Below are 23,084 nucleotides of genomic sequence, written 5' to 3' on the forward strand. Positions count from 1 at the left end.
CAGCCGCGGACGCCCACCGCGCAGCTGCACATAGTCCAGGAGGAGCCACCGTGACGTCCACCAGAGAGCGGCAACGCGCCGCGGCGCGGGCAAAGCTGGAACGGGATATGGCCGAGCGGGCCGCCGCGGCCCGCAAGCGCCGGCAGCTCCAGGCCAGTATCGGCGCGGGCGTGGCGTTGCTGCTGGTGGTCGCCGGCACCGTCTGGCTGGTGGCGAGCCTCGGTGACGACAAGGAGACCGGCGGGAGCCAGGCGGCCGGCGCCACCTGTGACTGGACCGAGATCCCGGCCGAGCAGCGCAGCCCGACGACCAAGGACGTGGGGCTGCCGCCGACCACGGCGAAGAACACCGGCAGCCAGATCATGACGATCGACACCAGCCTCGGTCCGATCACCGCCAAGCTCAACCTGCACGAGGTTCCGTGCACCGCGGCCAGCTTCAGCCACCTGGCCGAGAAGAAGTTCTTCGACAACACCAAGTGCCACCGCCTGGTCACCCAGGGGCTCCAGGTGCTGCAGTGCGGCGACCCGAGTGTCGCCGCCGGCAGCGCGTGGAAGGAGACCGACGGCACCGGTGGTCCGTCGTACCGGTTCGCCGAGGAGAACCTGCCGACCGACAAGCGCCCGCCGTACCCGGCCGGAGTCATCGCGATGGCCAACTCCGGCCAGCCCGGCACCAGCGGCAGCCAGTTCTTCATCGTCTACGGCGACTCGGAACTGCCCGCCCAGTACACCGTGCTCGGCACGGTCACCCAGGGTCTGGACCTGGTCTCGCAGGTGGGCGCGGCCGGTGACGACGGCGCCTTCGCCCAGCAGGCCGGCGGCGGTCATCCGAAGAAGGAAGTTGTGATCAAGAGCCTGACCATGGGCGCCCCGGTCGGCTGACCGACCCGTATTCGGAAGCGCCCGGCACCGCGTTCGCGGTGCCGGGCGCTTGCGTGTCAGGAGGGGGCGGACACATGTCCGGACATCCGGCACTCGCCGACGACCTGCCCCGGTCTCTGCGGGAGCTACGCCGGGAGGGCGTCGCCGTGGACGCTCCCGACTTCGTCGCGCGGCTGGTCCGCGCGGTGGAAACGGTGGTACGCGACCTCGACGCGCTGCCCCGGACCGACCCGTTCTGGGCGAACACGAACGGACGGGCGACCTGGCACAAGGTGTCCCGGTACTGCGAGGAACGACTTGCCCGTGATCCCGGCGACCAGGCCGCCCGCTGGACGCTGCTCGCCCAGGACCTGGAGGGCGGGCTGTGCTCCGGGCTCGACCTCCTGGCGGGCGAGTTGGCGACCCGGCCCGAGCTTGTCGTCGATGTCGTCGCGACCGCCGAGTGGGTCTGGCTCCGGGTCGGCGTCAGCCCCTGGGCCGCCCTGCGCCGGGTGCTCGACGGTCTACCGCCGGCCAGCCGGGCGGCGCTGACCCGGCTCGCCGGTTCGTCCGACGAGCGGACCGGGCGGGCGGCGCGGGCGGCGCTCGCGGTCCTCGCCGGCCGGCCGTTCGCCGACGCCGTCGGCCTGGCCCGCTGGGACCGGCTGCTGACGGCGCTGCTGGACCGGGCGTCCGAGGGCCCTGACGGCGCCGGACCGCCGCGCACCGTCGAACCGGAAACGGCGCGCCGCGCCGGCGAGGTGGTCGCCGCCGCCCGCACCCTGCTGGCCGAGGACCCGACAGCGGTACGGGACCTGGTCAGCGCGGCGTGGTGGTGTGAGGTGGAGGTCGAGACGCCGGCCACGGATGCCGCCCGTGACCTGCTCGCCACGATCGACCGCGCCCGCCTCGAAGAGTTCGCCGCGGGAGCACCGCCGACCCCGCCGGCGGGTAACGCCCGGCCCGAGGCCGGCGTCAACCCCCGTGCCGGCACCCTCGCGGAGGCGGCCCGGACCGCGTTGCGGGTGCTCGACGGCGGGCCGCTGCTACCGCTCCACTAGCTTCGACCCCGGCCGTCAGGCGCCCGAGGTGACCCGGTACGCGTCGAAGACCCCGTCGACCTTGCGCACCGCGGCGAGCAGGTGCCCGAGGTGCTTCGGGTCGGCCATCTCGAAGCTGAACCGGCTCACCGCCACCCGGTCCCGGGTGGTGGTGACGGTCGCGGAGAGGATGTTGACCCGCTCGTCGGAGAGCACCCGGGTGACGTCGGCGAGCAGCTTGTGCCGGTCCAGCGCCTCGACCTGGATCGCGACCAGGAACGTCGACGCGGAGGTGAGCCGCCAACTGACCTCGACGATCCGCTCGCTCTGCACCCGCAGTTCCTCGGCGTTGGCGCAGTCGTCGCGGTGCACGCTCACCCCGCCGGAGCGGGTGACGAAGCCGAAGACCGAGTCCGGCGGGACCGGCGTGCAGCATCGGGCGAGCTTGATCCAGACGTCGCTGACCCCACGGACCACCACGCCCGGGTCGCCGCTTCCGCCGGAGCGTCGCGGCGGACGGGTGGCGACGGCGGTCTCGGCGAGATCCTCGGCCGCGCCCTCCTCGCCACCGTACCCGGCCATCAGCTTCTGCACGACCGACTGGGCGGAGACCTGGCTGTCCCCCACCGCGGCGTAGAGCGAGGCGACGTCGGCCAGGTGCAGGTCCCGGGCGATGGTCATCAGGTTGTCCGTGGTCAGCATCCGCTGCAACGGCATGCCCTGCTTGCGCATCGCCTTGACGATCGCGTCCTTGCCGGCCTCGATCGCCTCCTCGCGGCGTTCCTTGTTGAAGTACTGCCGGATCTTCGTCCGGGCGCGCGGACTCTTGACGAAGCCCAGCCAGTCCTGGGTCGGACCGGCGGTGTCCGACTTCGAGGTGAAGATCTCGATCACGTCGCCGTTGGAAAGTGTCGACTCGAGCGGGACGAGCTTGCCGTTCACCCGCGCGCCGATGCACTTGTGCCCGACCTCGGTGTGCACCGCGTAGGCGAAGTCCACCGGCGTCGAACCGGTCGGCAGCGGGATCACGTCCCCCTTGGGGGTGAAGACGTAGACCTCCTGGCTGGAGAGGTCGAAGCGGAGCGCGTCGAGGAACTCGCTCGGGTCCGCCGCCTCGCGCTGCCAGTCCAGCAGCTGCCGCAGCCACGTCATCTCGTCGATGTGGGCCGGCGGGCCGACGACCGTCTCGCCCTTCTTCTCCTTGTACTTCCAGTGCGCGGCGATACCGAACTCGGCCGTGCGGTGCATGGCGTACGTCCGGATCTGCATCTCGACCGGCTTGCCGCTCGGCCCGATGACCGTGGTGTGCAGCGACTGGTACATGTTGAACTTCGGCATCGCGATGTAGTCCTTGAACCGGCCCGGAACAGGCTGCCAGTTCGCGTGGATCACACCGAGTGCCGCGTAGCAGTCGCGCACCGTGTCGACCAGGATGCGTACGCCGACCAGGTCGTAGATGTCGTTGAAGTCCCGACCCCGGACGATCATCTTCTGGTAGATCGAGTAGAGGTGCTTCGGTCGCCCGGTCACCTCTGCCTTGATCTTGGCGGATCGCAGGTCGACCTGCACCTTCTGGGTCACCTGGCGAAGCAGTGCCTCCCGCTGCGGCTGGTGCTCGCCGATCAGCCGGTTGATCTCCTCGTACCGCTTGGGGAAGAGGTTGGCGAAGGCCAGGTCCTCCAACTCCCACTTGATGGTGTTCATACCCAGCCGGTGGGCCAGCGGGGCGAGGATCTCCAGGGTCTCCTTGGCCTTCTGCTCCCGCTTCGTCACCGGCAGGAAGGTCAGGGTACGCATGTTGTGTAGCCGGTCGGCCAGCTTGATGACCAGGACCCGGGGGTCCTTGGCCATCGCGACCACCATCTTGCGGATCGTTTCCGCCTTGGCCGCGTCCCCGAGCTTCACCTTGTCGAGCTTGGTGACGCCGTCGACCAGCAGGGCGACCTCGGCGCCGAAGTCGACCCGCATCTGCTCCAGGCCGTAGTCGGTGTCCTCGATGGTGTCGTGCAGCAACGCCGCGACCAGGGTGGTGGTGTCCATGCCCAGGTTGGCCAGGATCGTGGCCACCGCCAGCGGATGGGTGATGTACGGGTCGCCGGACTTGCGGTACTGCCCGGAGTGCCACCGGGCGGCCATGTCGAAGGCGCGCTGCAGCAGCCGGGCGTCGGCCTTGGGGTGGGACGCCCGGTGCGTGGCGATCAGCGGCTCCAGCACCTCGCTCACCTGCGGCGTCTGCCACGGGGCGTTGAACCGGGCCAGCCGGGCACGGACCCGACGACCAGTCGGGGCGTTGGCGAACGCGAAGCTCGACGCGGACGACGGGCTGTCGGCGGCGACGCCCGGGATCTCGTCGCCGACCGCCGGGCGGCCCGGCGTCGCGACGCCGTTGCGGCCGACCACCGCCGGCACGGTCCCGTTGCCGGTCGTGCCGCCGCTCAGCGTCACGGAGCCGGTCGAACCGGCACCCGGTGCGCCCGCGTCGGCAGTGCCGGCATGCGGCACCGCCTGGCCCGCCGGACCGGCGCTGGACGCGTCCGTACCGGCCGGGCCGGCACCCGGCAGGCCGGCACGGGCCGGACCGGTCGAGGGCACCGGCGCCTCGGAACCCGCCGAGACGGGACTCGGCGCAGTTGTGCCCGCCGTACCGGACGAACCAACAGTGGATCCGCCAGAACCGGTCGAACCGGCGCTGGACCCCGCGGAACCGACCGGATCGGTCGTACCACCGCCAGAGCCGTCGGAGGCGGAGCCACCGTCGGCCACATCGGGACCGTTCGGCGGGTGGTCGTCGGGGGCGACACCGGAGTCAGCGCCCTCGGAGGTGGCGCGCCGCGCCCCGTTGGAGCCGGCCGCGGGACGCGCGGGACCCGCTGCCGGGGCGGCGACACCGTCCGTGCCGGTCACGGCGTCGGCAGGACCATCAGCTTCGTTGGTGGGACGCACCGTACCCTCCGCCGGAGGGGCGACATCGTGGGACACCGGCCTCCTCAACACCTCGCCGGGAACGAGCCGACCGTAGCCGGTCAACCCCGTCCCGCACCAGCCGGGCGCACGTCACGGCGCTCGACCACGAACGGCAATCGTACCCGTCCCACCGGCCCGGCGACCGTCCTCCGGACGTACGGATCGGTCGAGGCGGTCAATGGGGATCAAACGGTTAGGAGGGCGTGGACCGGCCTCGGCGCCAGCCGTTCCCGGCCCTTCAGGAAGCTCAGTTCGAGCAGCACGGTGAAGCCGGCCACGGTGCCGCCGGCCCGCTCGACCAGTTCCAGCGTCGCCTGCGCGGTCCCACCGGTGGCGAGTACGTCGTCCACCACCAGTACCCGGTGCCCGGCGGTGAAGGCGTCCTGGTGCACCTCCAGCGTCGCCTCGCCGTACTCCAGGGCGTACGAGGCGGTGTAGGCGGGGCGGGGCAGCTTGCCGGCCTTGCGCACCGGCACCACACCGACCCCGGTCGCGTACGCGATGGCCGCGGCCACCACGAAACCCCGCGCCTCGATCCCCACCACCGTGTCGAACGAGTCGCGGCCGTGGTGCTCGACGATGCCGTCGATCACCTCACGGAACACCGCGCCGTCGGCGAAGAGCGGCATGAGGTCCTTGAAGAGGATGCCCGGTTTGGGGAAGTCGGGCACGTCCAACACCCGGCTGGCGACCAACTGGGCGGTCAGGGGACCGCTGTCGCCGCGTGCCTCGCTGGGGCTCTCCGTCACGGGTGTGTCCTTTCATGCGGAGGCGTGGGGGGGGGGCGCCCGGGGGGCCGCGCGGCGCCGCCCCGGCGGCGGCGCGCCCCGCGGCCCCCCCCCCCGGGGTGGGGCATTTCAGCCGGGGGCGGCCGCCGGGCCACCTGGATGGCCCGGCGGACGCCCTTGATGTCGCGTTCAGCGCGTCGCGCGCCCGCCACGGACGGCGGTCGGCGTGACCGGTTCAGCGCCGCTTGCCGCCCGGCCGGTTACCGCCGGAACGCCCACCCCGTGCCCCGGCGGAGCCGGAACGCTTGCCCACCGTGGGTCGGGCTCCGACCTTCGGGGCGGCGGCGGCCAGGGCGGCCTGGTCGACCTCCGCCGAGGTTTCGGCCGTGACCGGCTCCTCCTCCACCGACGCGTCGGCCGACTCGGCCGGGCGCGGCTGGCCGGGCTGCCGGGACGGGCGGCGCACCGCACCGTCGCGCCCGGCACCCGCCCGACGGGCGAGGACCCGCTGGGTGTGCGTCCTGATCCTCGGCTCCCGCTCCTTGAGGCTGACGAGCAACGGGGTGGCCAGGAAGATCGACGAGAAGAACGCGGCGCCCATACCGACGAAGAGCACCAGGCCGAGGTCCTTCAGCGTGCCGGCGCCGAGCAGGCCGGCACCGATGAAGAGCAGACCACCGACCGGCAGCAGGGCGACCACCGAGGTGTTGATCGACCGCATCAGGGTCTGGTTCAGCGCCAGGTTGGCCGCCTCGGGGTAGGTCTGCGTACTGCCGCCGGTGATGCCCCGGGTGTTCTCCTGGATCTTGTCGAAGACCACGACCGTGTCGTACAGGGCAAAACCGAGGATGGTGAGGAAGCCGACGATGGTCGAGGGGGTGACCTCGAAGCCGACCGCCGAGTAGATGCCGGCGGTGAGCACCAGGTCGAGGGCGAGGCCCGCGATCGCGGCGACCGCCATCCGGATCTCGAACCGGACCACCAGGTACGCGGATACCAGCACCAGGAAGATCACCAGACCGATCAGGGCCCGTTCGGTGACCTGGCCGCCCCAGGCGGAGCTGACCCGGCTGTCGCTGATCCGCTCGACCGGGAGGCCAACCTCCTGGGCGATCTCGGCCCGGACGTCGTCGGCCTGCTGCTGGTCCAGCGGTGTGGTCCGGAACAGATAGTTTCCGTTCCCCCCACCGACCTGCTGGCTGGAGACCACGTGGGCCGGCCCGTCCGCGGTCGACTCGTCGGCGAGCGCCGCCTCGACCGCCGCCTCGGCCCGCTCCATGGTGCCGACGCTGGTCGGCACCTGGAACTCGTTGCCGCCCTTGAACTCGATGCCCAGGCTGAACCCCTGCAGCACGAAGCTCAGCACGGCCAGCAGCACCAGGCCACCGGAGATGCCGAACCAGAGCTTGCGGCGGGGAACGATCTGGAGACCGGCCTCACCGCGGTACAAGCGGCTGGCAAGACCACTCCTGCTCATCTCAGGCCTCCTTCACGCGCGGCTTGCCGGGCTGGTTCTCGTCGTCGCTGGACTGCAGCGCCCGGCCGAGTCCGCTGACCCTCGGCGAGAGGAACGCCGGGGTGCGCGCGAACATCGTCATGATCGGGTGCCGGAACAGGAAGACGACAACCAGGTCGAGAATGGTGGCCAGACCGAGCGCGAAGGCGAAGCCCTTCACGGTGCCGACCGAGACGAGGTAGAGCACCACGGCGGCCATGATCGAGATCGCGTTCGCCGAGATGATCGTCCGGCGGGCCCGCGCCCAGGCCCGGGGTACCGCGCTGCGCGGACTCCGACCCTCCCGGATCTCGTCCTTCAGACGTTCGAAGTAGATGACGAAGGAGTCGGCGGCGACACCGAGGGAGACGATGAAGCCGGCGATTCCGGCCAACGTCAGGGTGAACCCGATCTGCCGGCCGAGCAGCACCAGCGCGCCGAAGACCAGCACGGCGGAGAGCAGCAGGCTGAAGAAGATCACCGAGCCGAGCAGCCGGTAGTAGAAGAACGCATAGATGATCACCAGCAGCATGCCGACGCCGGCGGCCAGCAGACCCGCCCGCAACTGCTCCGTGCCCAGGGTCGCGGTGATGTTCTGCGCCTCCTGCGGCTGGAAGGTCAGCGGCAACGCGCCGTAGCGCAACTGGCTGGCCAGGTCGTTCGCGCTGGCGGCGTTGAAGCTGCCGGTGATCTGGGAGTCACCGGTGAGCACGCCCTGGATCTCCGGCGAGGAGATGATGCCGTTGTCCAGCACCACGGCCACCCGGCAACGACCCTCGTCGCCGAGGGCGCCCTGGTCGCAGGCCCCGCCGTCGTTGTTGAACGCCTCCCGGGTCAGGTTGGTCCACTTGGTCTGACCGTCATCGGTGAAGTCCAGGCTGACCACCCACTGGCTGCTCTGCTGGTCGAGCACGCCGTCGGCGTCCGCCACGTCGGTGCCGAGCACCTTCGCCACGTCGAGGAAGTTCTTGATTTGGCCGCCCTCGCAGGCCACCACCTGCTGCTTCTCGTCCTTGATCGAACCCGGCGCCCGCTGGTCCAGCTTCGCGCAGGTGATCGTCGGGACGTTGAACTGGATGTTCGGCGGCAGGACCCGGATCTCCGCCGGGGTCAGGTCCGCGAACGGCGCGAGCTTCGCGGCGAGCGCCGGGTCGGCACTGAAGTCCGCCGGGGCCTGCAGACCGTTCGCCGCGGCCCAGGCCTCCGCGCCCACCTTCTGCTCCACCGCGGCCCGCTGCTGGTCCAGCGTCTGGTTCTCCGGATCGGTCGCCGGCGCGCTCGCCGAGGCGGTCGGCGTCGGCGTGGCCGAGGCACTGGGCGACGGGGAGGCGGGCGCGCCACCACCCTGGCCACCGCCGGCTCCCGGCGACCCGGTCACGGCCGGCTTGGGGCTGCCGGACGGCGCGACGCTGGCGGACGGGTTGGGGCTGCCGGACGGCGCCGGGCTGCCGCTGGCGCCCGGGGTCGGCGCCGTCACCGGGCCACCGCCGTCGGCGGTCTTGAGCACCTTGCGGAACCGCAACTCGGCCGGCGTACCGATGTCACCGAGGTCGGCGTTCTGGCCGGGCACCGAGATCACGATGTTGCGGTTGCCCTCGGTGACGACCTCGGCCTCGGCGACGCCACGGCCGTCGACCCGCGCCTGGATGATCTGCCGCGCCTCCTCCAGCGCCTCCGCCGGCGGCGCCTGGCCGGCCTCGGTGGCCGCCTCCAGGGTCATCCGGGTCCCGCCGACGAGGTCCAGGCCGAGCTTCGGATGGAGCCGGTCGGTCCAACTGCCCTGGGCGCCTGCGGCGAAGAACACCAGAAGGTATAGGACGACGAAGATGAACCCGAGTACGGCAATCTGCCGCCCGGGTCGCATCTGTCCCTGAGGTGGTGCCACGGTTGTCCTGTCTCCCTGCGCGGTTCGGCCGCTAGTTGTGGGCGGCGGGTCGGGCGCCGGCCTGTCCGGCGACGTACGTACCGCACCGGTAGGACCTCCCACCGGCACGGTTATCCATTATCTTCGATGCCAAGGCTGCCCCGTCGTCCGGGTCGCTCACTCCTTGACTTCGACCTCGTCCGGCACCTGCTCGACCCGCTCCACCTGCTTGACGACCCGGGCGATCGCCGGCCGCGCGTACCGGGTCTGCACACCGGGCGCAACCTCGATCATCACGGTCTCGTCGTCAACCCCGGTGACCGTGCCGTAGAGGCCACCGATGGTGACCACCTCGTCGCCGGCGGAGAGTGCGGACTGCATCTGCTCCGCCTCACGACGCCGCTTCTGCTGCGGCCGGATCATCATGAAGTACATGACGCCAAAGAGCAGGACGATCATGAGGATCGGCATCAGACCGCCGAGCCCGCCGCCACTGTTCTGTGCTGCCAAAGGCACTGTTTTATGACCTTCCCATCGGCCTCGTCGCGACACGGGAATGCCGGAGCGGAGGCAGGATCTCACGTCCTGTCAAACCGCGGCGAGTCTAGTCCCTGCGCCTGAGAATCACCGAATGCGGTACGGATCACGTTCCGGTCACGGGTCGGAGGCTCCGGCGGTGAACAGGTCGGGTGCCGACGGTGTTCCAGCGCCAAATGTACCATTCGGGGGCGTACGCCCCAAGTGACGCCATCCGGACGCGGTCGCCACCCGCCCCCGGGGTGTACGCGCCAGCAGCCCGGCCCGGACCAGGAACGGCTCGCAGACCTCCTCCACGGTGTCCGGCTGCTCCCCCACCGCCACCGCCAGCGTGGAGAGCCCCACCGGGCCGCCCCGGAACGAGTCGACCAGCGCGGTCAGCACCGCCCGGTCCAGCCGGTCGAGACCCAGCTCGTCGACGTCGTACACCTGGAGCGCCGCCCGCGCGGTCTCCCGGGTGACCGTGCCGTCGGCCCGGACCTCGGCGAAGTCGCGCACCCGGCGCAGCAGCCGGTTGGCGATCCGGGGCGTGCCCCGGGACCGGCCGGCGATCTCCGCCGAGCCCTCCTCGGTGATCGGCACCCCGAGAATCCGGGCCGAGCGCTGCAGCAGGGCGTCCAGCTCGTCCGGGGAGTAGAAGTCGAGGTGCGCCACGAAACCGAACCGGTCCCGCATCGGCCCGGTGAGCAGGCCGGACCGGGTGGTCGCGCCGACCAGGGTGAACGGTTCCACGTCCAGCGGGATCGCGGTCGCGCCCGGTCCCTTGCCGACCACCACGTCGACCCGGAAGTCCTCCATCGCGCTGTAGAGCAGTTCCTCGGCCGGCTTCGCGATCCGGTGGATCTCGTCGATGAACAGGACGTCACCCTCGGCGAGGCTGGTCAGGATCGCCGCCAGGTCGCCGGAGCGTTCGATCGCCGGACCGCTGGTGACCCGGATCCCCGCCCCCAACTCGGCCGCGACGATGTTGGCCAGGGTGGTCTTGCCCAGGCCGGGCGGGCCGGAGAGCAGGATGTGGTCCGGCGGGGTGCCCCGGCCCATCGCGCCCTGAAGCAGCAGGTCGAGCTGGTCGCGTACCCGGTGCTGGGCGATGAAGTCGGCCAGCCGCTTCGGGCGGACGCTGACCTCCGCGTCCCGTTCCGCGTCACTGGCGTACGCCGAGACCAGTCCCTCGCCCGGCTCGCCGTCCCCGGGACCGTAACCACCGGACCAGTCGGTCATCTCCCCCGGCTCTGTCATCGGGTCTTACCGAGCAGTCGGATGGCCTGCTTGAGCAGCACGGGCACCGGCGGGACCTCGCCGTCGACGGTCTCGGCGACCGCGGCCACCGCCTGGTCCGCCTGGGCGGCCGTCCAGCCGAGCCCGACCAGCGCCTGGCGAACCTGCTCGGTCCAGGCCCCGGCGGTGACCCCGGCCGCGCCGTCCGGACCGACCGCCACCGGCCCGATCCGGTCCCGCAGCTCCAGCACCAGCCGTTCGGCGCCCTTCTTGCCGATCCCCGGCACCCTGGTCAGGGTGGCGGTGTCGCCACCCGCGATCGCCCGGCGCACCGTGTCCGGTGTGTGCACGGCGAGCACCGCCTGGGCCAGCCGGGGGCCGACCCCGCTGGCGGTCTGCAGCAACTCGAAGAGCTGCTTCTCTTCGTCGTCGGCGAAGCCGTACAGGGTCAGCGAGTCCTCCCGGACGACCAGGCTGGTGGCGAGCCGGGCCGGCGAGCCCACCCGCAGACCGGCCAGGGTGCCCGGCGCGCACTGCACCGCCAGCCCCACCCCACCGACCTCGATCACCGCACTGTCCGGGGACAATCCGGCGACCACTCCACGCACACTGGCGATCATGCCGCTCCTCCCTGTCGCCGGGTACCCGGCCGCCGTGTGGTCAGCCCGTGCCGCGCGGCACCGGCCGCCGCCGACAGCCTGGCCCGGGTGCCGCCCCGCCAGATGTGGCAGATGGCCAGTGCCAGGGCGTCCGCCGCGTCCGCCGGCCGGGGCGGGGCGTCCAGCCGCAGCAACCGGGTGACCATCGCGGTCACCTGCGCCTTGTCGGCCTGCCCCGACCCGGTCACCGCCGCCTTCACCTCACTCGGGGTGTACGTCTGCACCGGCAGTCCCGCCCGGGCACCGGCCAGTACGGCCACCGCGCTCGCCTGGGCGGTGCCCATCACCGTCCGCACGTTGTGCTGGCTGAAGACCCGTTCCACCGCGACGCTCTGCGGTCGGTGCTCGGCCACCAACGCGGTCAGCGCGGTGTCCAGGTGCAGCAGCCGCAGTGGCAGTTCGTCCCCGGGATCCGTGTAGACGACGTAGTAGGCGACCAGGGCGCAGGGCCGACCGGGCATTCCCTCGACCACGCCGACCCCGCACCGGGTCAGTCCCGGGTCGATGCCGAGCACCCGCACGCCCTTCGCCCGCGGGCCACCGGCCGCGCGCACGCCGTCGGTCCGCGCGCTGGCCCCCTGCGGGCTGGCCCCCTGCGGGCCGAGCGCACGCGTGTCGTCGGCACGCGCGCCGTCGCTACGCGCGCCATCCGCCCGCACGCCGCCCCCTCCCCTGCCACAACACGTACGTGTGTTCGACACCCTAACGGCCGGCACCGACGCCCGGAACGGCGACACGCCCGCCCCAGCGGCACCACCCGACACACTGCCGTACCGCCCGGTTCGCCACATAACCAGGGACCGGAGTATGTGTCCGACGCCCATGTGCGGCCGACCGGGGAACTCGTAGCTTCTTGCGCCATGACGGTAGAACCCGGGCCGGACGGCCAGCCCGCGCAGTGGCGGGAGCAGCGGCCCGAGGCGGCGGGCCCGGACGACGCCGGCGACCGGTCGGCGGACCAGCTCACGGCGATCGTCCCGAACGTCGTACGCCTGGACCTGTCCGGGCGCACCGCACTGGTCACCGGCGGCGGCAGCGGAATCGGCCGGGCCTGCGCCGTCCGACTGGCCGCGGCCGGTGCGGCGGTCACCGTGGTCGACCTGGACGCCGACCGGGCCGAGGCGGTCGCCGCGCAGATCGGCGGCCGGGCGGTCGCCGCCGACCTGTCCGACCCACGGGCCGTCGCCGAGATCGACGCCGAGGTCGACGTCGTCGTCAACAACGCCGGACTGCAGCACGTCGCCCCGGTCGACGAGTTCCCGCCGGACCGCTTCGCCCACCTGCACCGGGTGATGGTGGAGGCGCCGTTCCGGCTCGTCCGCCGGGCACTGCCGCACATGTACGCGGGCGGCTGGGGCCGGGTCGTCAACATCTCCTCCGTGCACGGGCTGCGCGCCTCGGCGTACAAGTCGGCGTACGTGTCGGCGAAGCACGCACTGGAGGGACTCTCCAAGGTCGTCGCCCTGGAGGGCGCGGCGCACGGGGTGACCGCCAACTGCGTCAACCCGGCGTACGTGCGTACCCCGCTGGTGGAGGGGCAGATCGCGGCGCAGGCGGCGCGGCACGGCATCGCCGAGGACGAGGTGGTCGAGAAGATCATGCTGGCCCGGGCGGCGATCAAGCGCCTGATCGAGCCGGAGGAGGTCGCCGAACTGCTCGCCTACCTGTGCTCCCCCGCCGCCGCGTTCATCACCGGCGCCTCGATCCCCCTCGACGGGGGCTGGACGGCGAACTGACCCGGGGTGTCACGCAGAATGGACGCCGTGTCGTCGCCGATCGAGTTCCTGGAACTGTTGGAGCGGGAGGCCGCGCCGGTCGAGTTCGAGGGACCGCTGGTGGCGGCCCGGTCCGCCGGTCTGACCGCCGAGCGACTCGGTGAGCTCGAACAGGCGAAGGTGGTCGCGCTGCGGGTCCGGGCCCTGCTGGAACGGCGGCGGCGCCGCGAGGCGGAACTCTCCGGCCTGTACGACACCGCGAGCGACCTCGCCGGGCTGCGGGACTCCGACGCCGTACTGCGGGCGATCGTGCGCCGGGCGCGCCACCTGCTCGGCACCGACGTGGCGTACATGACGCTGGTCGACGACGAGCGGGGTGACACGTACATGCGGGTCACCGACGGTTCGATCTCGGCACGCTTCCAGGGACTCCGGCTGCCGATGGGTGCCGGGTTGGGCGGGCTGGTGGCCCAGACCGGCAGCCCGTACGCGACCGCGAACTACCCCGAGGACGAACGGTTCCACCACACCGGGGAGATCGACGCCGGGGTGGGCGAGGAGGGGCTGGTCGCCATCCTCGGCGTCCCGCTGCGGCTCGGCGCGCGGGTGATCGGGGTGCTCTACGCGGCGAACCGGTCGGCCCGGCCGTTCGCCCGGGAAGAGGTGTCGCTGCTGCTCTCCCTGGCCGCACACGCGGCCGTGGCGATCGACACCGCGCGACTGCTCGCCGAGACCCGGGCGGCGCTGGCCGAACTCTCCGCCGCGAACGCCACGATCCGGGCACACAGCGCCTCGGTGGAGCGGGCCGCGGCCGCCCACGACCGGATGACCGCGCTGGTGCTGCGCGGCGGCGGGGTGGAGGACGTTGCGGCGGCGGTGACCGGGGTGCTGGGCGGCGCCCTGCTGGCCCTGGACGCCGAGGGCCGGATCCTGGCCCAGGTCGGACACCTCGCCGAGCCGGACCGGGCGGCCCGGCACGAGGCGGTGGCCGCGTCCCGTACCGAGGGGCGGAGCGTACGCCGGGGTGATCTCTGGTACGCCGCCGTGGTCGCCGGTACCGAGAACCTCGGCACACTGGTGCTCCGGCCGGACGAGGAACTGGTCGACGCCGACCAGCGGATCCTGGAACGAGCCGCACTGGTCACCGCGTTGCTGCTGCTGTTCCGGCAGTCGGTCGCGGAGGCGGAGGGCCGGGTCCGGGGTGAGCTGCTGGACGACCTGATCGCCCGGCCGGTGCAGGACCCGGCCGCACTGCACGCGCGGGCCCGTCGACTGGGTGTGGACCTGGACGCCCCGCACATCCTGGTCGCGGTCGGCGACGATCCGACGGCGAACAGCGCCTCGGTACGCCAGCGGATCGCCTCGTGGGCCGCCACGTACGCCTCGACCCAGGGTGGCCTGGCCGCGGCCCGGGACGGGCGGGTGGTGCTGATGCTCCCGGGCGGCGACGCCGGGTCGGCGGCCCGGGCGGTGGTCCGCGACCTGGCCCGGGTGACCGGACGGCCGGTGACCGCCGGTGCCGGTGGACCGTCGGCCGGAGCGGCGAGTCTCGCCGAGTCGGCACGTGAGGCGGACCGGTGCCTCACCGCGCTGCGCGCCCTGGGCCGGGCCGGTCAGGGGGCGAGCAGCGCCGAACTCGGCTTTGTCGGGCTGCTGCTCGGCGCGGTGGAGGACGGCACCGACCGGGACGTGGCCCGGTTCCTGGCCGACACGGTCGGGCCGGTCGTCGACTACGACGCCCGCCGGGGCACCGCGCTGGTGCGGACCCTGGAGGCGTACTTCGGGGTGGGCGGCAGTCTGGCCCGGGCGGCGGAGCTGCTGCATGTGCACGTCAACACGGTGACCCAGCGACTGGAACGGGTCGGTCAGCTGCTCGGCCCGCAGTGGCAGAAGCCGGACCGGGCGCTGGAGGTGCAGCTCGCGCTGCGGCTGCACCGGCTGCGTGACCACCAGCGGCGGGGCTGAGGCCGGCGGGACGCGGTACGGGTGACGGCCGGGCTCCGGGCGGTGACGCGTGATCCCGACGCGGGTCACCCGGCCCCATCCCGACCACCGACAGCCGGCCCGGAGCGCCGGGGCTCAGCGGGCGGCGATGCCGGCGATGACCGTGTCGACGATCCGGGTGGCCAGGTCTGTCTCGTCGAGGTGCGGGTTGGCCCGCAGCACCCGCTGCATCACCAGCGGGGCGGTCAGCAGCGACACGGCGAGTTCGATGTCGACGTCAGCCCGGATCTCGCCGAGTGCGATCCCCCGGCGCAACGCCTCCCGGAGCATCCGCCGCCGCGGCTCGACCACCTCCTGGTAGAGCCGGTACTGCTCCGGGCTGCGGTTCACCAGCGGCATGATGCACGGCATGATTTTCCCGATCCGGGAATCCGCGTTCTGCCCGGTCGAGCCGACCAGCATGATCAGATCCTCGCGGACTGACTGGCCGGGCGGCTCCGGCGGTGGCGGCTTCAGCCGGCGCAGCGCGTCCTGCAGCAGCGCTTCCTTGCCTGACCAGCGCCGGTAGATCGTCGCCTTGCCCACCCCGGCCCGGCTGGCGATCGACTCGATGGAGAGCGCCTCGACGGTGCTGCCCTCGGCGAGCAGGTCGAGCGCGGCTTCCAGGATCGCCTCGTCGGCGCGGATGCTCCGCGGGCGCCCTGGCGCCCGCGGAGCATCCGTCGTCTCGGTCATGTCCACCATTGTCTCGCGGGCGTTACGCGGCGACCAACTCGGGATCGGGGTCGACCACCGGCTCCGGGGGCAGCACCTGCTCCTCGGCCGACCGGCCGGGCAGCCAGCGCATCACCACGACGATGCCGAGGGCGGCGATGACCGCCGAGATCCCGGCCGCCCAGTGCATGGCGTTGACGAAGGCGTCGTTGGCCGCGCCGATCACCGAGGCGCCGGCCGGGCCGAGCCGCTCGGCCGCCCCGTACGCTGCGGAGATCGACTCGGAGACCGCCTCCCGGGCCGGGTCGGGCAGCGCCTGGGCCGCGGGTGCGATCTGGTCGCGGTAGACGCCGGAGAGCACCGAACCGAGCACCGCGACGCCGAGCGCGCCGGCCACCTGACGGACCGTGTTGCTCACCGCCGAGCCCACTCCGGCCTTCTCCCGGGGCAGCGACGACATGATCGACTCGGTCGCCGGGGGCATGATGTTCGCCATCCCCACACCCTGGATGAAGAAGATCACCTCGATGAACCAGATCGGCGAGTCGGTACCGGCGAAGGCGAACATCGCCAGCGCCGCCGCCGTCAGCACCAGACCGACCGTGGCGACCGCCTTGCCGCCGTACCGCCGGACCATGGCCGCGCTCCGCGGTGCGAAGACCAGCTGGGCGACGGCGAACGGCAACATCAGCAGGCCGGTCTCCAGCGGGCTGTAGCCGCGGACGAGTTGCAGGTAGAAGGCGCTGAAGAACATCACGCCCATGGCGGCGAAGAAGACCAGGCCGATCACCGCGACCGGCGCGGCGAACCGGGGCACCCTGAACAGGCGTACGTCCAGGGACGGGAACTCGATCCGGCGCTCGTAGAGGACGAACCCGGCCAGGACCGCCAGACCGCCGACGATGCCCACCCAGACGACCGGTCGACCGAAGCCGTGGTCGCCGCCGTCGATGATCCCGTACGAGAGCGCGACCAGGCCGATCACCGACAGCAGTACGCCGACGACGTCGATCCGACCCGGCTTCGGGTCCCGGGAGTCCGGGATGAGGATCGCCGCGGCGATCATCCCGATCACCACGATCGGGACGTTGATCAGGAAGACCGAACCCCACCAGTAGTGCTCCAGCAGCAGGCCGCCGAGCACCGGGCCGATCGCCACGCCGAGGCCGACCGCGCCGGCCCAGATGCCGATGGCCCGACCCCGCTCGCGGGGGTCGAAGACGTTCGAGATGATCGACAGCGTCACCGGCATCACGGCGGCGGCGCCGAGGCCCATCAGGGCCCGGGTGCCGATCAACTGTCCCGGGCTGTGCGCGTAGGCGGAGAGCAGCGAGGCCAGGCCGAAGATGGCCAGACCTGCCTGCAGGAAGAGCTTGCGCCCGTACCGGTCGCCGAGCACCCCGAAGGTGAAGAGCAGGCCGGCGAAGACCAGGGTGTACGAGTTGATCGACCACTCGAGATCGCCCTGGCTCGCCCCGAGCCCGTGTACCGGGTCGGCGAGCGTACGCAGCGCGACGTTGAGCACCGTGTTGTCCAGTACGACGACCAACAGGCTGACCACCAGGACGCCGAGAATTGCCCAGCGCCTCGGGTGTCCGGTGTTCTGTGCTAGTTGCATGCCTTGTGTCCCCCCGAAACCCCGCACCAGGCCAGGGACTCTGGCGTGCGGGAGGTTTTCTGACCGCACCGACGATAGCGAGAACAGAACCGAAACGGCACCGTCTCGTATCGTATTGTGAGTCGACTCACCGGGGCCGTGGCGAGGGAATAATCCGGACCACCGACCGCTGGCGTGCGCCGAGGCGGGTCCGGCGGACGGTCAGCCGACCAGTCCGCAGGCGGCCAGCACCAGGTGGAGGCGCTGCTCGGCCGGATCGGTCAACGGCGGTACCAGCAGGGTCGGAACGCCGACCTCGACCGCCGCACCGTCGTACCGGGACCGGTCACCGACCATCAGCGCCGCACCGGGTTCCACCGCCAACTCCGCCAGTGCGATCCGGAAGATCGCCGGATCGGGCTTCTGCACGCCGTGCTCGTACGACAGCACGTAGCTGTCGACGTACCGGTCGAGTCCGGCCGTCGCGAACACCGGACGCAGGTCGAAGTGGATGTCGCTGATGATCGCGATACGGATCCCGGCGCCGGCAAGCCTCGCCAGCAGATCCGGCACGTCCGGCGCGAACGGGTTCTCCGCCGGATCGGACTCCACCTCGTACAGCACGTCGGCGAGCTCGGACGGGATGCCGGCGGCGGCGAAGAGCAGGTCGTAGCTGCGCCGGTGCCGCTCCACCGAACAGTCCGCGTCGGCCCAGGCCCGCTCGATCTCCGGCTCCCGCAACGCCGCCAACAGAGCGGTCTCGATCCGCCGCACCTCGGCCGGCGAGGCGTCCAGTCCGGCCCGGCGCAGCGAACGCTCGATCCAGACCGTCAGAGCGGGGGTGTGGACGAGTGTCCCCCGCCAGTCCAGCAGCACAGCTTCGATCGACCGCATCCGTCCTCCCCTGGTGACGCCCGCCGTTGACCTCGACCGACGTCAACCGACACGTACGGGCGTGCCGTCGACGACCGGGTGCTGCCGACGACCTACCGTACGACGCGCGCCGCGCCGATGTCCCGACGGCCGCTCGGCGGGCTGTCGGTCGCGGGGGTTAACGCTGTCCGGGCGCTGCTCCGGGTATCTGGCCCGGGGTCGGAAATCTCTGTCGCCGCCGTCCGCACCCCTCGTGGATACTGCCGCCATGCCCCGCCCGCAGAGGCTGGCCATCGCCCACGTCACGGCGCTCGCGACCGGCGAACCGGTCGACCCGTCGTGGCGCGTGACACTGCACTTCCACCCCGATCGCCTCGTCGCCGGGACACCGGTCCTGCAACTCATCGCCCGCGACGGGATGTACCGGTCGCAGTTCGAGACCGGGATCAGCAACGGCGGCCTGACCGCGTACCCCGGGGGTGACCGGTGGCGGTGGGAGAGCCGGATCTTCGGGCAGGCCTATGACGACGCACCGGCCGCGGACCGGCCCAAGTACGGATCGCTGAACTTCCGTCGGCGTCGGGTGGGCGGCTCACCGCGCTTCGGCTCGGCCCACCTGCGCCTGAACCCGCTGGCCCTGGCCCGGACCACGTTCTGTTACCCGGACAGCGTCTTCGAGCCGGAGCACTTCGGCGTGGCGTCGCGACTGTCGACGCTGGTCGCCCGGGCCGAAGCCGACGACAGGGACCCGCTCGACGACTACGTCGAGGCTCAGGTGCACGGCGTGGTCGACCTCACCCGAGACGTCGAAGCCGTCGTCCTCGACCCCTGCTACCGCGACACCCCCACCGAGACCGCGTCCAGACAACTGGCCTGCCCGGTCGAATGGCACGGCGGCTTCACGCTGACCACCACCGAACTGCGCCGCGACCCCCACTACCGGGGCCCGGAGATCGTGGCTCTGGGCGAATCCATCGCCCGCGGCGGGCGGCTCGATCCTCGCATCATCGGCGACGCGTCCCGGACCGGCCGGTACGACGAGCAAGCTCTCAAACGGGTCTGGCACTACGTGGCCAGATTCGGGAATCCCGAGATGCGGGCACGAAAGGGTTCATGATCGGGACCCGGACGGTGTACGGGGTTGGCCAGCCTGGGTCGGCGCGGGTGACAGGTGTGCCTGCCACACCCCCACGTCCGCCGCGTGGCTACCGTGCCTGTTCCTGGGCGTCGAGGTCGCGCAGGGCGAAGCGGAGGTGTTCCCACTCTTCGTCGAAGATCACGTGGAGGCAGTGCAGGACCGGCTCCTCGTGCTCGGGTGACCACGGGTGCGGCCGAGGCTCGGCGAGTTGCTCCGGCGTGACGCTCACAAGGAAGTCCCGCACCATGGTCTGCCGCTCGGCACGCAGGTCAAGCACCTGAGCCAGACTCGGCTGCCCCGGCGCGAAGACCGACATGTCGAATCCGTCCGTCGCGTACTCGGCGTGCGGCTGCCCGAGCGGATGGAACGGCTGCGGCAGGCGCAGAATCGCCTTGCCGAGCCAGGCATCGGTGGCGAACGCGAGGTGGCGCAGGGTCTGCGCGAACGACCACTCGCCGTCGACCGTGGCGTCGACGGCGCCGGCGGGCAGGGAACCAGCTCGCTCGACCGCAACCGCCCAGGCTCGTTCGAGTGCCTCCCACGCCGCCCGCAGGTCATCGGGGTTCCTGGCCTGCCTCAGCTCGCGCCCTGGAAACCGCCGGTTGAGTTCGGCCTCGACAAACGGCACGACGTCAACGCCGTTGACCAGAAGCGCACCGTCCGCCAACCACGGTGCGTCGATATCGAGCCCGCGCACATCGACGCCGCGCATCACCGCCCCGGCCAGCGTCGACCTGGTGAACCGGGCATCCCGCAGGTCCCTGTCGACGAACACCACGACCTGGTCCTGGGTCACCCGTCCCCCTCTTCCGTGAGTCGCGGCGATGGTAGCGGGCCGGTCCGACAACGGACGCCGGTGGCGGAACGGAGCGTCACATCCGATGGTGGCTGAGGACCTGGCGGACGCCGGATCGACCGCCTCCCGCTGCCCGACCGCCGTCCGCCAATGTGGCCGACGGGGCGGCCACCGGGTTCCGCCGGCAGAGCCGGTACGGGCCCGATCGGGTGACCCGGGTCGGATATGGAACTTCTGCCGATGTCGGTGACCCCGACGGCCTCGTTGAGTTCGATGACCGACGACGCCCTAGGGGCTGGCGGCACCGGAGCCAGCCGGCGGAGCGCCGGTACGGCACACTCGCGCACGGCCCTCCCCGTGCCGTCGAAGCATGAGGCAGGAGGCTGATGGCTGTCCACGGTGCCACGCCGGTCGGGCACGCGGCCGTACGTCCGCAGTGGAGTTGCAGTTGCGGGGACCGGCGCTGGCCCTGCGCCACGGCCCGAACGCTGCTGCTGCTCACCACCGATCGACTCAACCTGGCCCGGCACGCCGCCGGCTGGGTCTACGACGCCGCCCGGGAGATGCCCGACGCCACTCCGGCGGAACTGTTCGACCGGTTCCTGCACTGGACCCGCTGAGCCCGCCGCCCCTGTCCGCCTCCCCGCCGGCGACCCCCACCGCCCCGCGACCGCCGGCCGGGAGCACGACGATCGGACAGCACAGAGCGCGGGCGGCAGGACGGCACGACGGAAGGGAGCACGACGGCCGGACGGCCGGACAGCACGACGGTCGGACAGCACAGTGCCCCGGACGTCACGCCGGCCGGACAGCACAGTGCCGGGGCGTCACGACGGAAGGGCAGCACGGCCGCAGGGTGCTCGCTAGGATCGTGCGACGGTCCGGAAGGGGGCAGGACGTGACCGACGATTCCAGTTCGGAGCGATCCGCGACAGCGGTGTCCGGGACGGACTCTTACGTTGTCCGGCCGATCGGGCGGGTCGAGTCGCCGCTGGTCGACCGGGCCACCGCACCCCGGCAGGGCGACGAGGGTGCGCCGGAGGCCTGGTTGCTCTTCGATCCGTCGGTCCGGGACGGACTCGCTGATCTCCGGGTCGGCACCGACGTGCTGCTGCTGACCTGGTTCGACCGGTCGAGCCGGGACGTGCTCGTGGTGCACCCCCGGGGGGAGTTGTCCCGGCCGCCGACCGGTGTCTTCAGCACCCGCTCACCGGACCGACCCAATCCCGTCGGCCTGCACCGGGTGACCATCGTCGGGATCGACGACCTGCGGGTCCGGGTGACCAACCTGGAGGCGCTGGACGGTACGCCGATCGTGGACGTGAAGCCGGTGCTCGACCGGGACACCGAACGCTGACCGCCCCGGTCGGTTCCGCCGCAGGTGGCGTGCCGGCCATGGTCCCAGGCGGGACTGAGCGGGTGCACCGCGAGGGTCACGCGACCAGGGGTCGGCGGGTGCGGTCGGATCGGGTCAGCCCGTCTCGTCGGCAGCCTCGGCCAGCGTCCGTAGCGCCTGGATCACCGCACCGCGCTGGTGCTCCGGAACCCGGTCCAGCAGTCCGGTGAACCGGGTCCGGCGGGCCTCGGCCTGCCTGCGGGCGGCGACGACACCATCGTCGGTCAGTTCGAGCAGCACGCCCCGGCCGTCGTCGCCCGCCGCGTGGCGGTTCACCCAGCCACGGCGGACAAGATTGGCGACCAGCCGACTGACCGTGCTCTTCTCCAGCTTCAGCCGTCGGGTCAGCTCCAACTGACGGAGCCGACCGGACCGCGCGATCTCGGCCATCGCGTGCGCCTCCGAGACCGGCAGCGGCTGCCCGCAGGGCGTGCGATCGGGCTGGTGCAGGCCGAAGTTGCGGACGAACTGCATGAGGGCGTCCTGCCCGACGGTGATGTCGGTGTCGTCGCGAGCCTCAAGCATGGTTCGACGGTACAACCAGAAGGTTCGGCAGCACAACCGCGATGGCATGACGGGCGGCCCGGTCGACCCGTCCCGCAGGGCGGAACGGCACCAGCGTTCAGGAGGAGACCCGACACAGCGGGCTCCACGTCCGGCTGGGCGGTCGACGGTCAGCCGACGGCCGCCATCACCTCGTCGCTGACGTCGAAGTTCCCGTAGACGTTCTGCACGTCGTCGGAGTCCTCGAGAGCGTCGATCAGCTTGAACACCTTGCGGGCGCCGTCCTCGTCCAGCGGCACGGTGACACTCGGCACCAGGGAGGACTCGGCCGACTCGTACTCGATGCCGGCGTCCTGCAGCGCCGTCCGGACGGCGATCAGGTCGCCCGGCTCGGAGATCACCTCGAACGCCTCGTCGAGGTCGTTGACCTCCTCGGCACCGGCGTCGAGGACGGCGAGCAGCACATCGTCCTCGGAGAGACCCGCCTTCGGAACGATCACCACGCCCTTGCGGGAGAACATGTACGACACCGAGCCGGCGTCGGCCAGCGAACCGCCGTTACGGGTCAGCGCGGTCCGGACCTCGGTGGCGGCCCGGTTCCGGTTGTCGGTCAGGCACTCGATCAGCAGCGCGACCCCGCCCGGGCCGTAGCCCTCGTACATGACGGTCTGCCAGTCGGCGCCGCCGGCCTCCAGGCCGGAACCGCGCTTGACCGCCCGGTCGATGTTGTCGTTCGGGACCGAGTTCTTCTTGGCCTTCTGGATGGCGTCGTAGAGGGTCGGGTTACCGGCCGGGTCACCACCACCGGTCCGCGCCGCGACCTCGACGTTCTTGATGAGCTTGGCGAACATCTTGCCGCGCTTGGCGTCGATGACCGCCTTCTTGTGCTTCGTCGTCGCCCACTTTGAGTGGCCGGACATAAGTGACCTCCGTTGCTACCCGCCGTTTGCGTCGACTGCACCGCGCACCGTGTGGACGAAGAACCGCCGAACCGGCGCCAATCCTACCGACGCCGTCGCCGTCCGTTCACACCCGGCAC

General features: G+C 71.8%; 21 protein-coding genes. 7 read left to right on the forward strand and 14 right to left on the reverse strand.

Going from position 1 to position 23,084, the window contains the following annotated elements:
• The first annotated feature begins 50 nt into the window (after positions 1 to 50).
• Both V1633_RS25920 and V1633_RS25925 read left to right on the forward strand, forming a co-directional pair.
• Positions 51 to 884, forward strand: coding sequence for a peptidylprolyl isomerase (locus V1633_RS25920; RefSeq protein WP_331217014.1), 834 nt, complete (start codon positions 51 to 53; stop codon positions 882 to 884).
• A 74-nt stretch (positions 885 to 958) separates the two neighbouring features.
• On the forward strand, positions 959 to 1,924 hold the full coding sequence (locus V1633_RS25925) for a hypothetical protein (RefSeq protein WP_331217015.1): 966 nt from the start codon (positions 959 to 961) through the stop codon (positions 1,922 to 1,924).
• A 15-nt stretch (positions 1,925 to 1,939) separates the two neighbouring features.
• Here the strand turns inward: V1633_RS25925 and V1633_RS25930 are convergent, their stop codons facing one another.
• From V1633_RS25930 to ruvC, 8 genes are all read right to left on the reverse strand, one after another.
• On the reverse strand, positions 1,940 to 4,312 hold the full coding sequence (locus tag V1633_RS25930; RefSeq protein WP_407952114.1) for a RelA/SpoT family protein: 2,373 nt from the start codon (positions 4,310 to 4,312) through the stop codon (positions 1,940 to 1,942).
• 740 nt (positions 4,313 to 5,052) lie between these two features.
• A complete protein-coding gene (locus V1633_RS25935) occupies positions 5,053 to 5,616 on the reverse strand; it encodes an adenine phosphoribosyltransferase (protein WP_331217016.1) in 564 nt (187 codons plus the stop codon).
• Between the two features lie 214 nt (positions 5,617 to 5,830).
• Entirely contained in the window at positions 5,831 to 7,072 is a 1,242-nt protein-coding gene (gene secF, locus V1633_RS25940) for a protein translocase subunit SecF (RefSeq protein WP_331217017.1), read from the reverse strand.
• Between the two features lies 1 nt (position 7,073).
• Complete coding sequence (secD, locus tag V1633_RS25945) at positions 7,074 to 8,975, reverse strand: protein translocase subunit SecD (protein WP_331217018.1); 1,902 nt, start codon at positions 8,973 to 8,975, stop codon at positions 7,074 to 7,076.
• 156 nt (positions 8,976 to 9,131) lie between these two features.
• A complete protein-coding gene (gene yajC, locus V1633_RS25950; protein WP_331217100.1) occupies positions 9,132 to 9,425 on the reverse strand; it encodes a preprotein translocase subunit YajC in 294 nt (97 codons plus the stop codon).
• Positions 9,426 to 9,608: 183 nt separating this feature from the next.
• Positions 9,609 to 10,712, reverse strand: coding sequence for a Holliday junction branch migration DNA helicase RuvB (ruvB, locus tag V1633_RS25955; RefSeq protein ID WP_331217101.1), 1,104 nt, complete (start codon positions 10,710 to 10,712; stop codon positions 9,609 to 9,611).
• A gap of 14 nt (positions 10,713 to 10,726) precedes the next feature.
• Positions 10,727 to 11,329 (reverse strand): Holliday junction branch migration protein RuvA, encoded by a 603-nt coding sequence (gene ruvA / locus V1633_RS25960; protein ID WP_331217019.1) that lies wholly within the window; start codon positions 11,327 to 11,329, stop codon positions 10,727 to 10,729.
• Positions 11,326 to 11,889, reverse strand: a complete 564-nt coding sequence (ruvC, locus tag V1633_RS25965; protein ID WP_331217102.1) for a crossover junction endodeoxyribonuclease RuvC — start codon at positions 11,887 to 11,889, stop codon at positions 11,326 to 11,328. Before ruvC ends, ruvA begins: the two co-directional genes overlap by 4 nt.
• A 339-nt stretch (positions 11,890 to 12,228) precedes the next feature.
• Between ruvC and V1633_RS25970 the strand changes: the two genes are divergently transcribed.
• Together V1633_RS25970 and V1633_RS25975 are read left to right on the forward strand one after the other, a co-directional pair.
• The gene (locus V1633_RS25970; RefSeq protein ID WP_331217020.1) at positions 12,229 to 13,104 is read left to right on the forward strand and encodes a 3-hydroxybutyrate dehydrogenase; all 876 of its coding nucleotides are present in this window, start codon (positions 12,229 to 12,231) and stop codon (positions 13,102 to 13,104) included.
• Positions 13,105 to 13,122: 18 nt separating this feature from the next.
• Positions 13,123 to 15,048, forward strand: a complete 1,926-nt coding sequence (locus V1633_RS25975) for a helix-turn-helix domain-containing protein (protein ID WP_331217021.1) — start codon at positions 13,123 to 13,125, stop codon at positions 15,046 to 15,048.
• A gap of 114 nt (positions 15,049 to 15,162) precedes the next feature.
• Here V1633_RS25975 and V1633_RS25980 read toward each other — a convergent pair whose 3' ends face one another.
• From V1633_RS25980 to V1633_RS25990, 3 genes are all read right to left on the reverse strand, one after another.
• Complete coding sequence (locus V1633_RS25980; RefSeq protein ID WP_331217022.1) at positions 15,163 to 15,762, reverse strand: TetR/AcrR family transcriptional regulator; 600 nt, start codon at positions 15,760 to 15,762, stop codon at positions 15,163 to 15,165.
• Positions 15,763 to 15,784: 22 nt separating this feature from the next.
• A complete protein-coding gene (locus V1633_RS25985) occupies positions 15,785 to 17,359 on the reverse strand; it encodes an MFS transporter (protein ID WP_331217023.1) in 1,575 nt (524 codons plus the stop codon).
• A gap of 201 nt (positions 17,360 to 17,560) precedes the next feature.
• Positions 17,561 to 18,232 (reverse strand): HAD family hydrolase, encoded by a 672-nt coding sequence (locus V1633_RS25990; protein ID WP_331217024.1) that lies wholly within the window; start codon positions 18,230 to 18,232, stop codon positions 17,561 to 17,563.
• A gap of 247 nt (positions 18,233 to 18,479) precedes the next feature.
• On the opposite strand from V1633_RS25990, the gene V1633_RS25995 reads away from it, so the two are divergent.
• Positions 18,480 to 19,328: a DUF3626 domain-containing protein gene (locus V1633_RS25995; RefSeq protein WP_331217025.1), complete on the forward strand. Its 849-nt coding sequence runs from the start codon at positions 18,480 to 18,482 to the stop codon at positions 19,326 to 19,328.
• A gap of 88 nt (positions 19,329 to 19,416) precedes the next feature.
• On the opposite strand, the gene V1633_RS26000 is transcribed toward V1633_RS25995, so the two are convergent.
• The gene (locus V1633_RS26000) at positions 19,417 to 20,145 is read right to left on the reverse strand and encodes a DinB family protein (RefSeq protein ID WP_331217026.1); all 729 of its coding nucleotides are present in this window, start codon (positions 20,143 to 20,145) and stop codon (positions 19,417 to 19,419) included.
• A 386-nt stretch (positions 20,146 to 20,531) separates the two neighbouring features.
• Here V1633_RS26000 and V1633_RS26005 point away from each other — a divergent pair, with 386 nt between their 5' ends.
• Together V1633_RS26005 and tsaA are read left to right on the forward strand one after the other, a co-directional pair.
• Entirely contained in the window at positions 20,532 to 20,765 is a 234-nt protein-coding gene (locus tag V1633_RS26005; protein WP_331217027.1) for a hypothetical protein, read from the forward strand.
• 278 nt (positions 20,766 to 21,043) lie between these two features.
• A complete protein-coding gene (tsaA, locus tag V1633_RS26010; RefSeq protein ID WP_331217028.1) occupies positions 21,044 to 21,502 on the forward strand; it encodes a tRNA (N6-threonylcarbamoyladenosine(37)-N6)-methyltransferase TrmO in 459 nt (152 codons plus the stop codon).
• 114 nt (positions 21,503 to 21,616) lie between these two features.
• Here the strand turns inward: tsaA and V1633_RS26015 are convergent, their stop codons facing one another.
• Positions 21,617 to 22,066 (reverse strand): MarR family winged helix-turn-helix transcriptional regulator, encoded by a 450-nt coding sequence (locus V1633_RS26015; RefSeq protein ID WP_331217029.1) that lies wholly within the window; start codon positions 22,064 to 22,066, stop codon positions 21,617 to 21,619.
• 149 nt (positions 22,067 to 22,215) lie between these two features.
• Complete coding sequence (locus tag V1633_RS26020) at positions 22,216 to 22,965, reverse strand: YebC/PmpR family DNA-binding transcriptional regulator (RefSeq protein ID WP_331217030.1); 750 nt, start codon at positions 22,963 to 22,965, stop codon at positions 22,216 to 22,218.
• Positions 22,966 to 23,084 lie beyond the last annotated feature (119 nt).

This window comes from Plantactinospora sonchi (genome assembly GCF_036422035.1).
GTDB classification, from domain to species: Bacteria; Actinomycetota; Actinomycetes; order Mycobacteriales; family Micromonosporaceae; genus Plantactinospora; species Plantactinospora sonchi.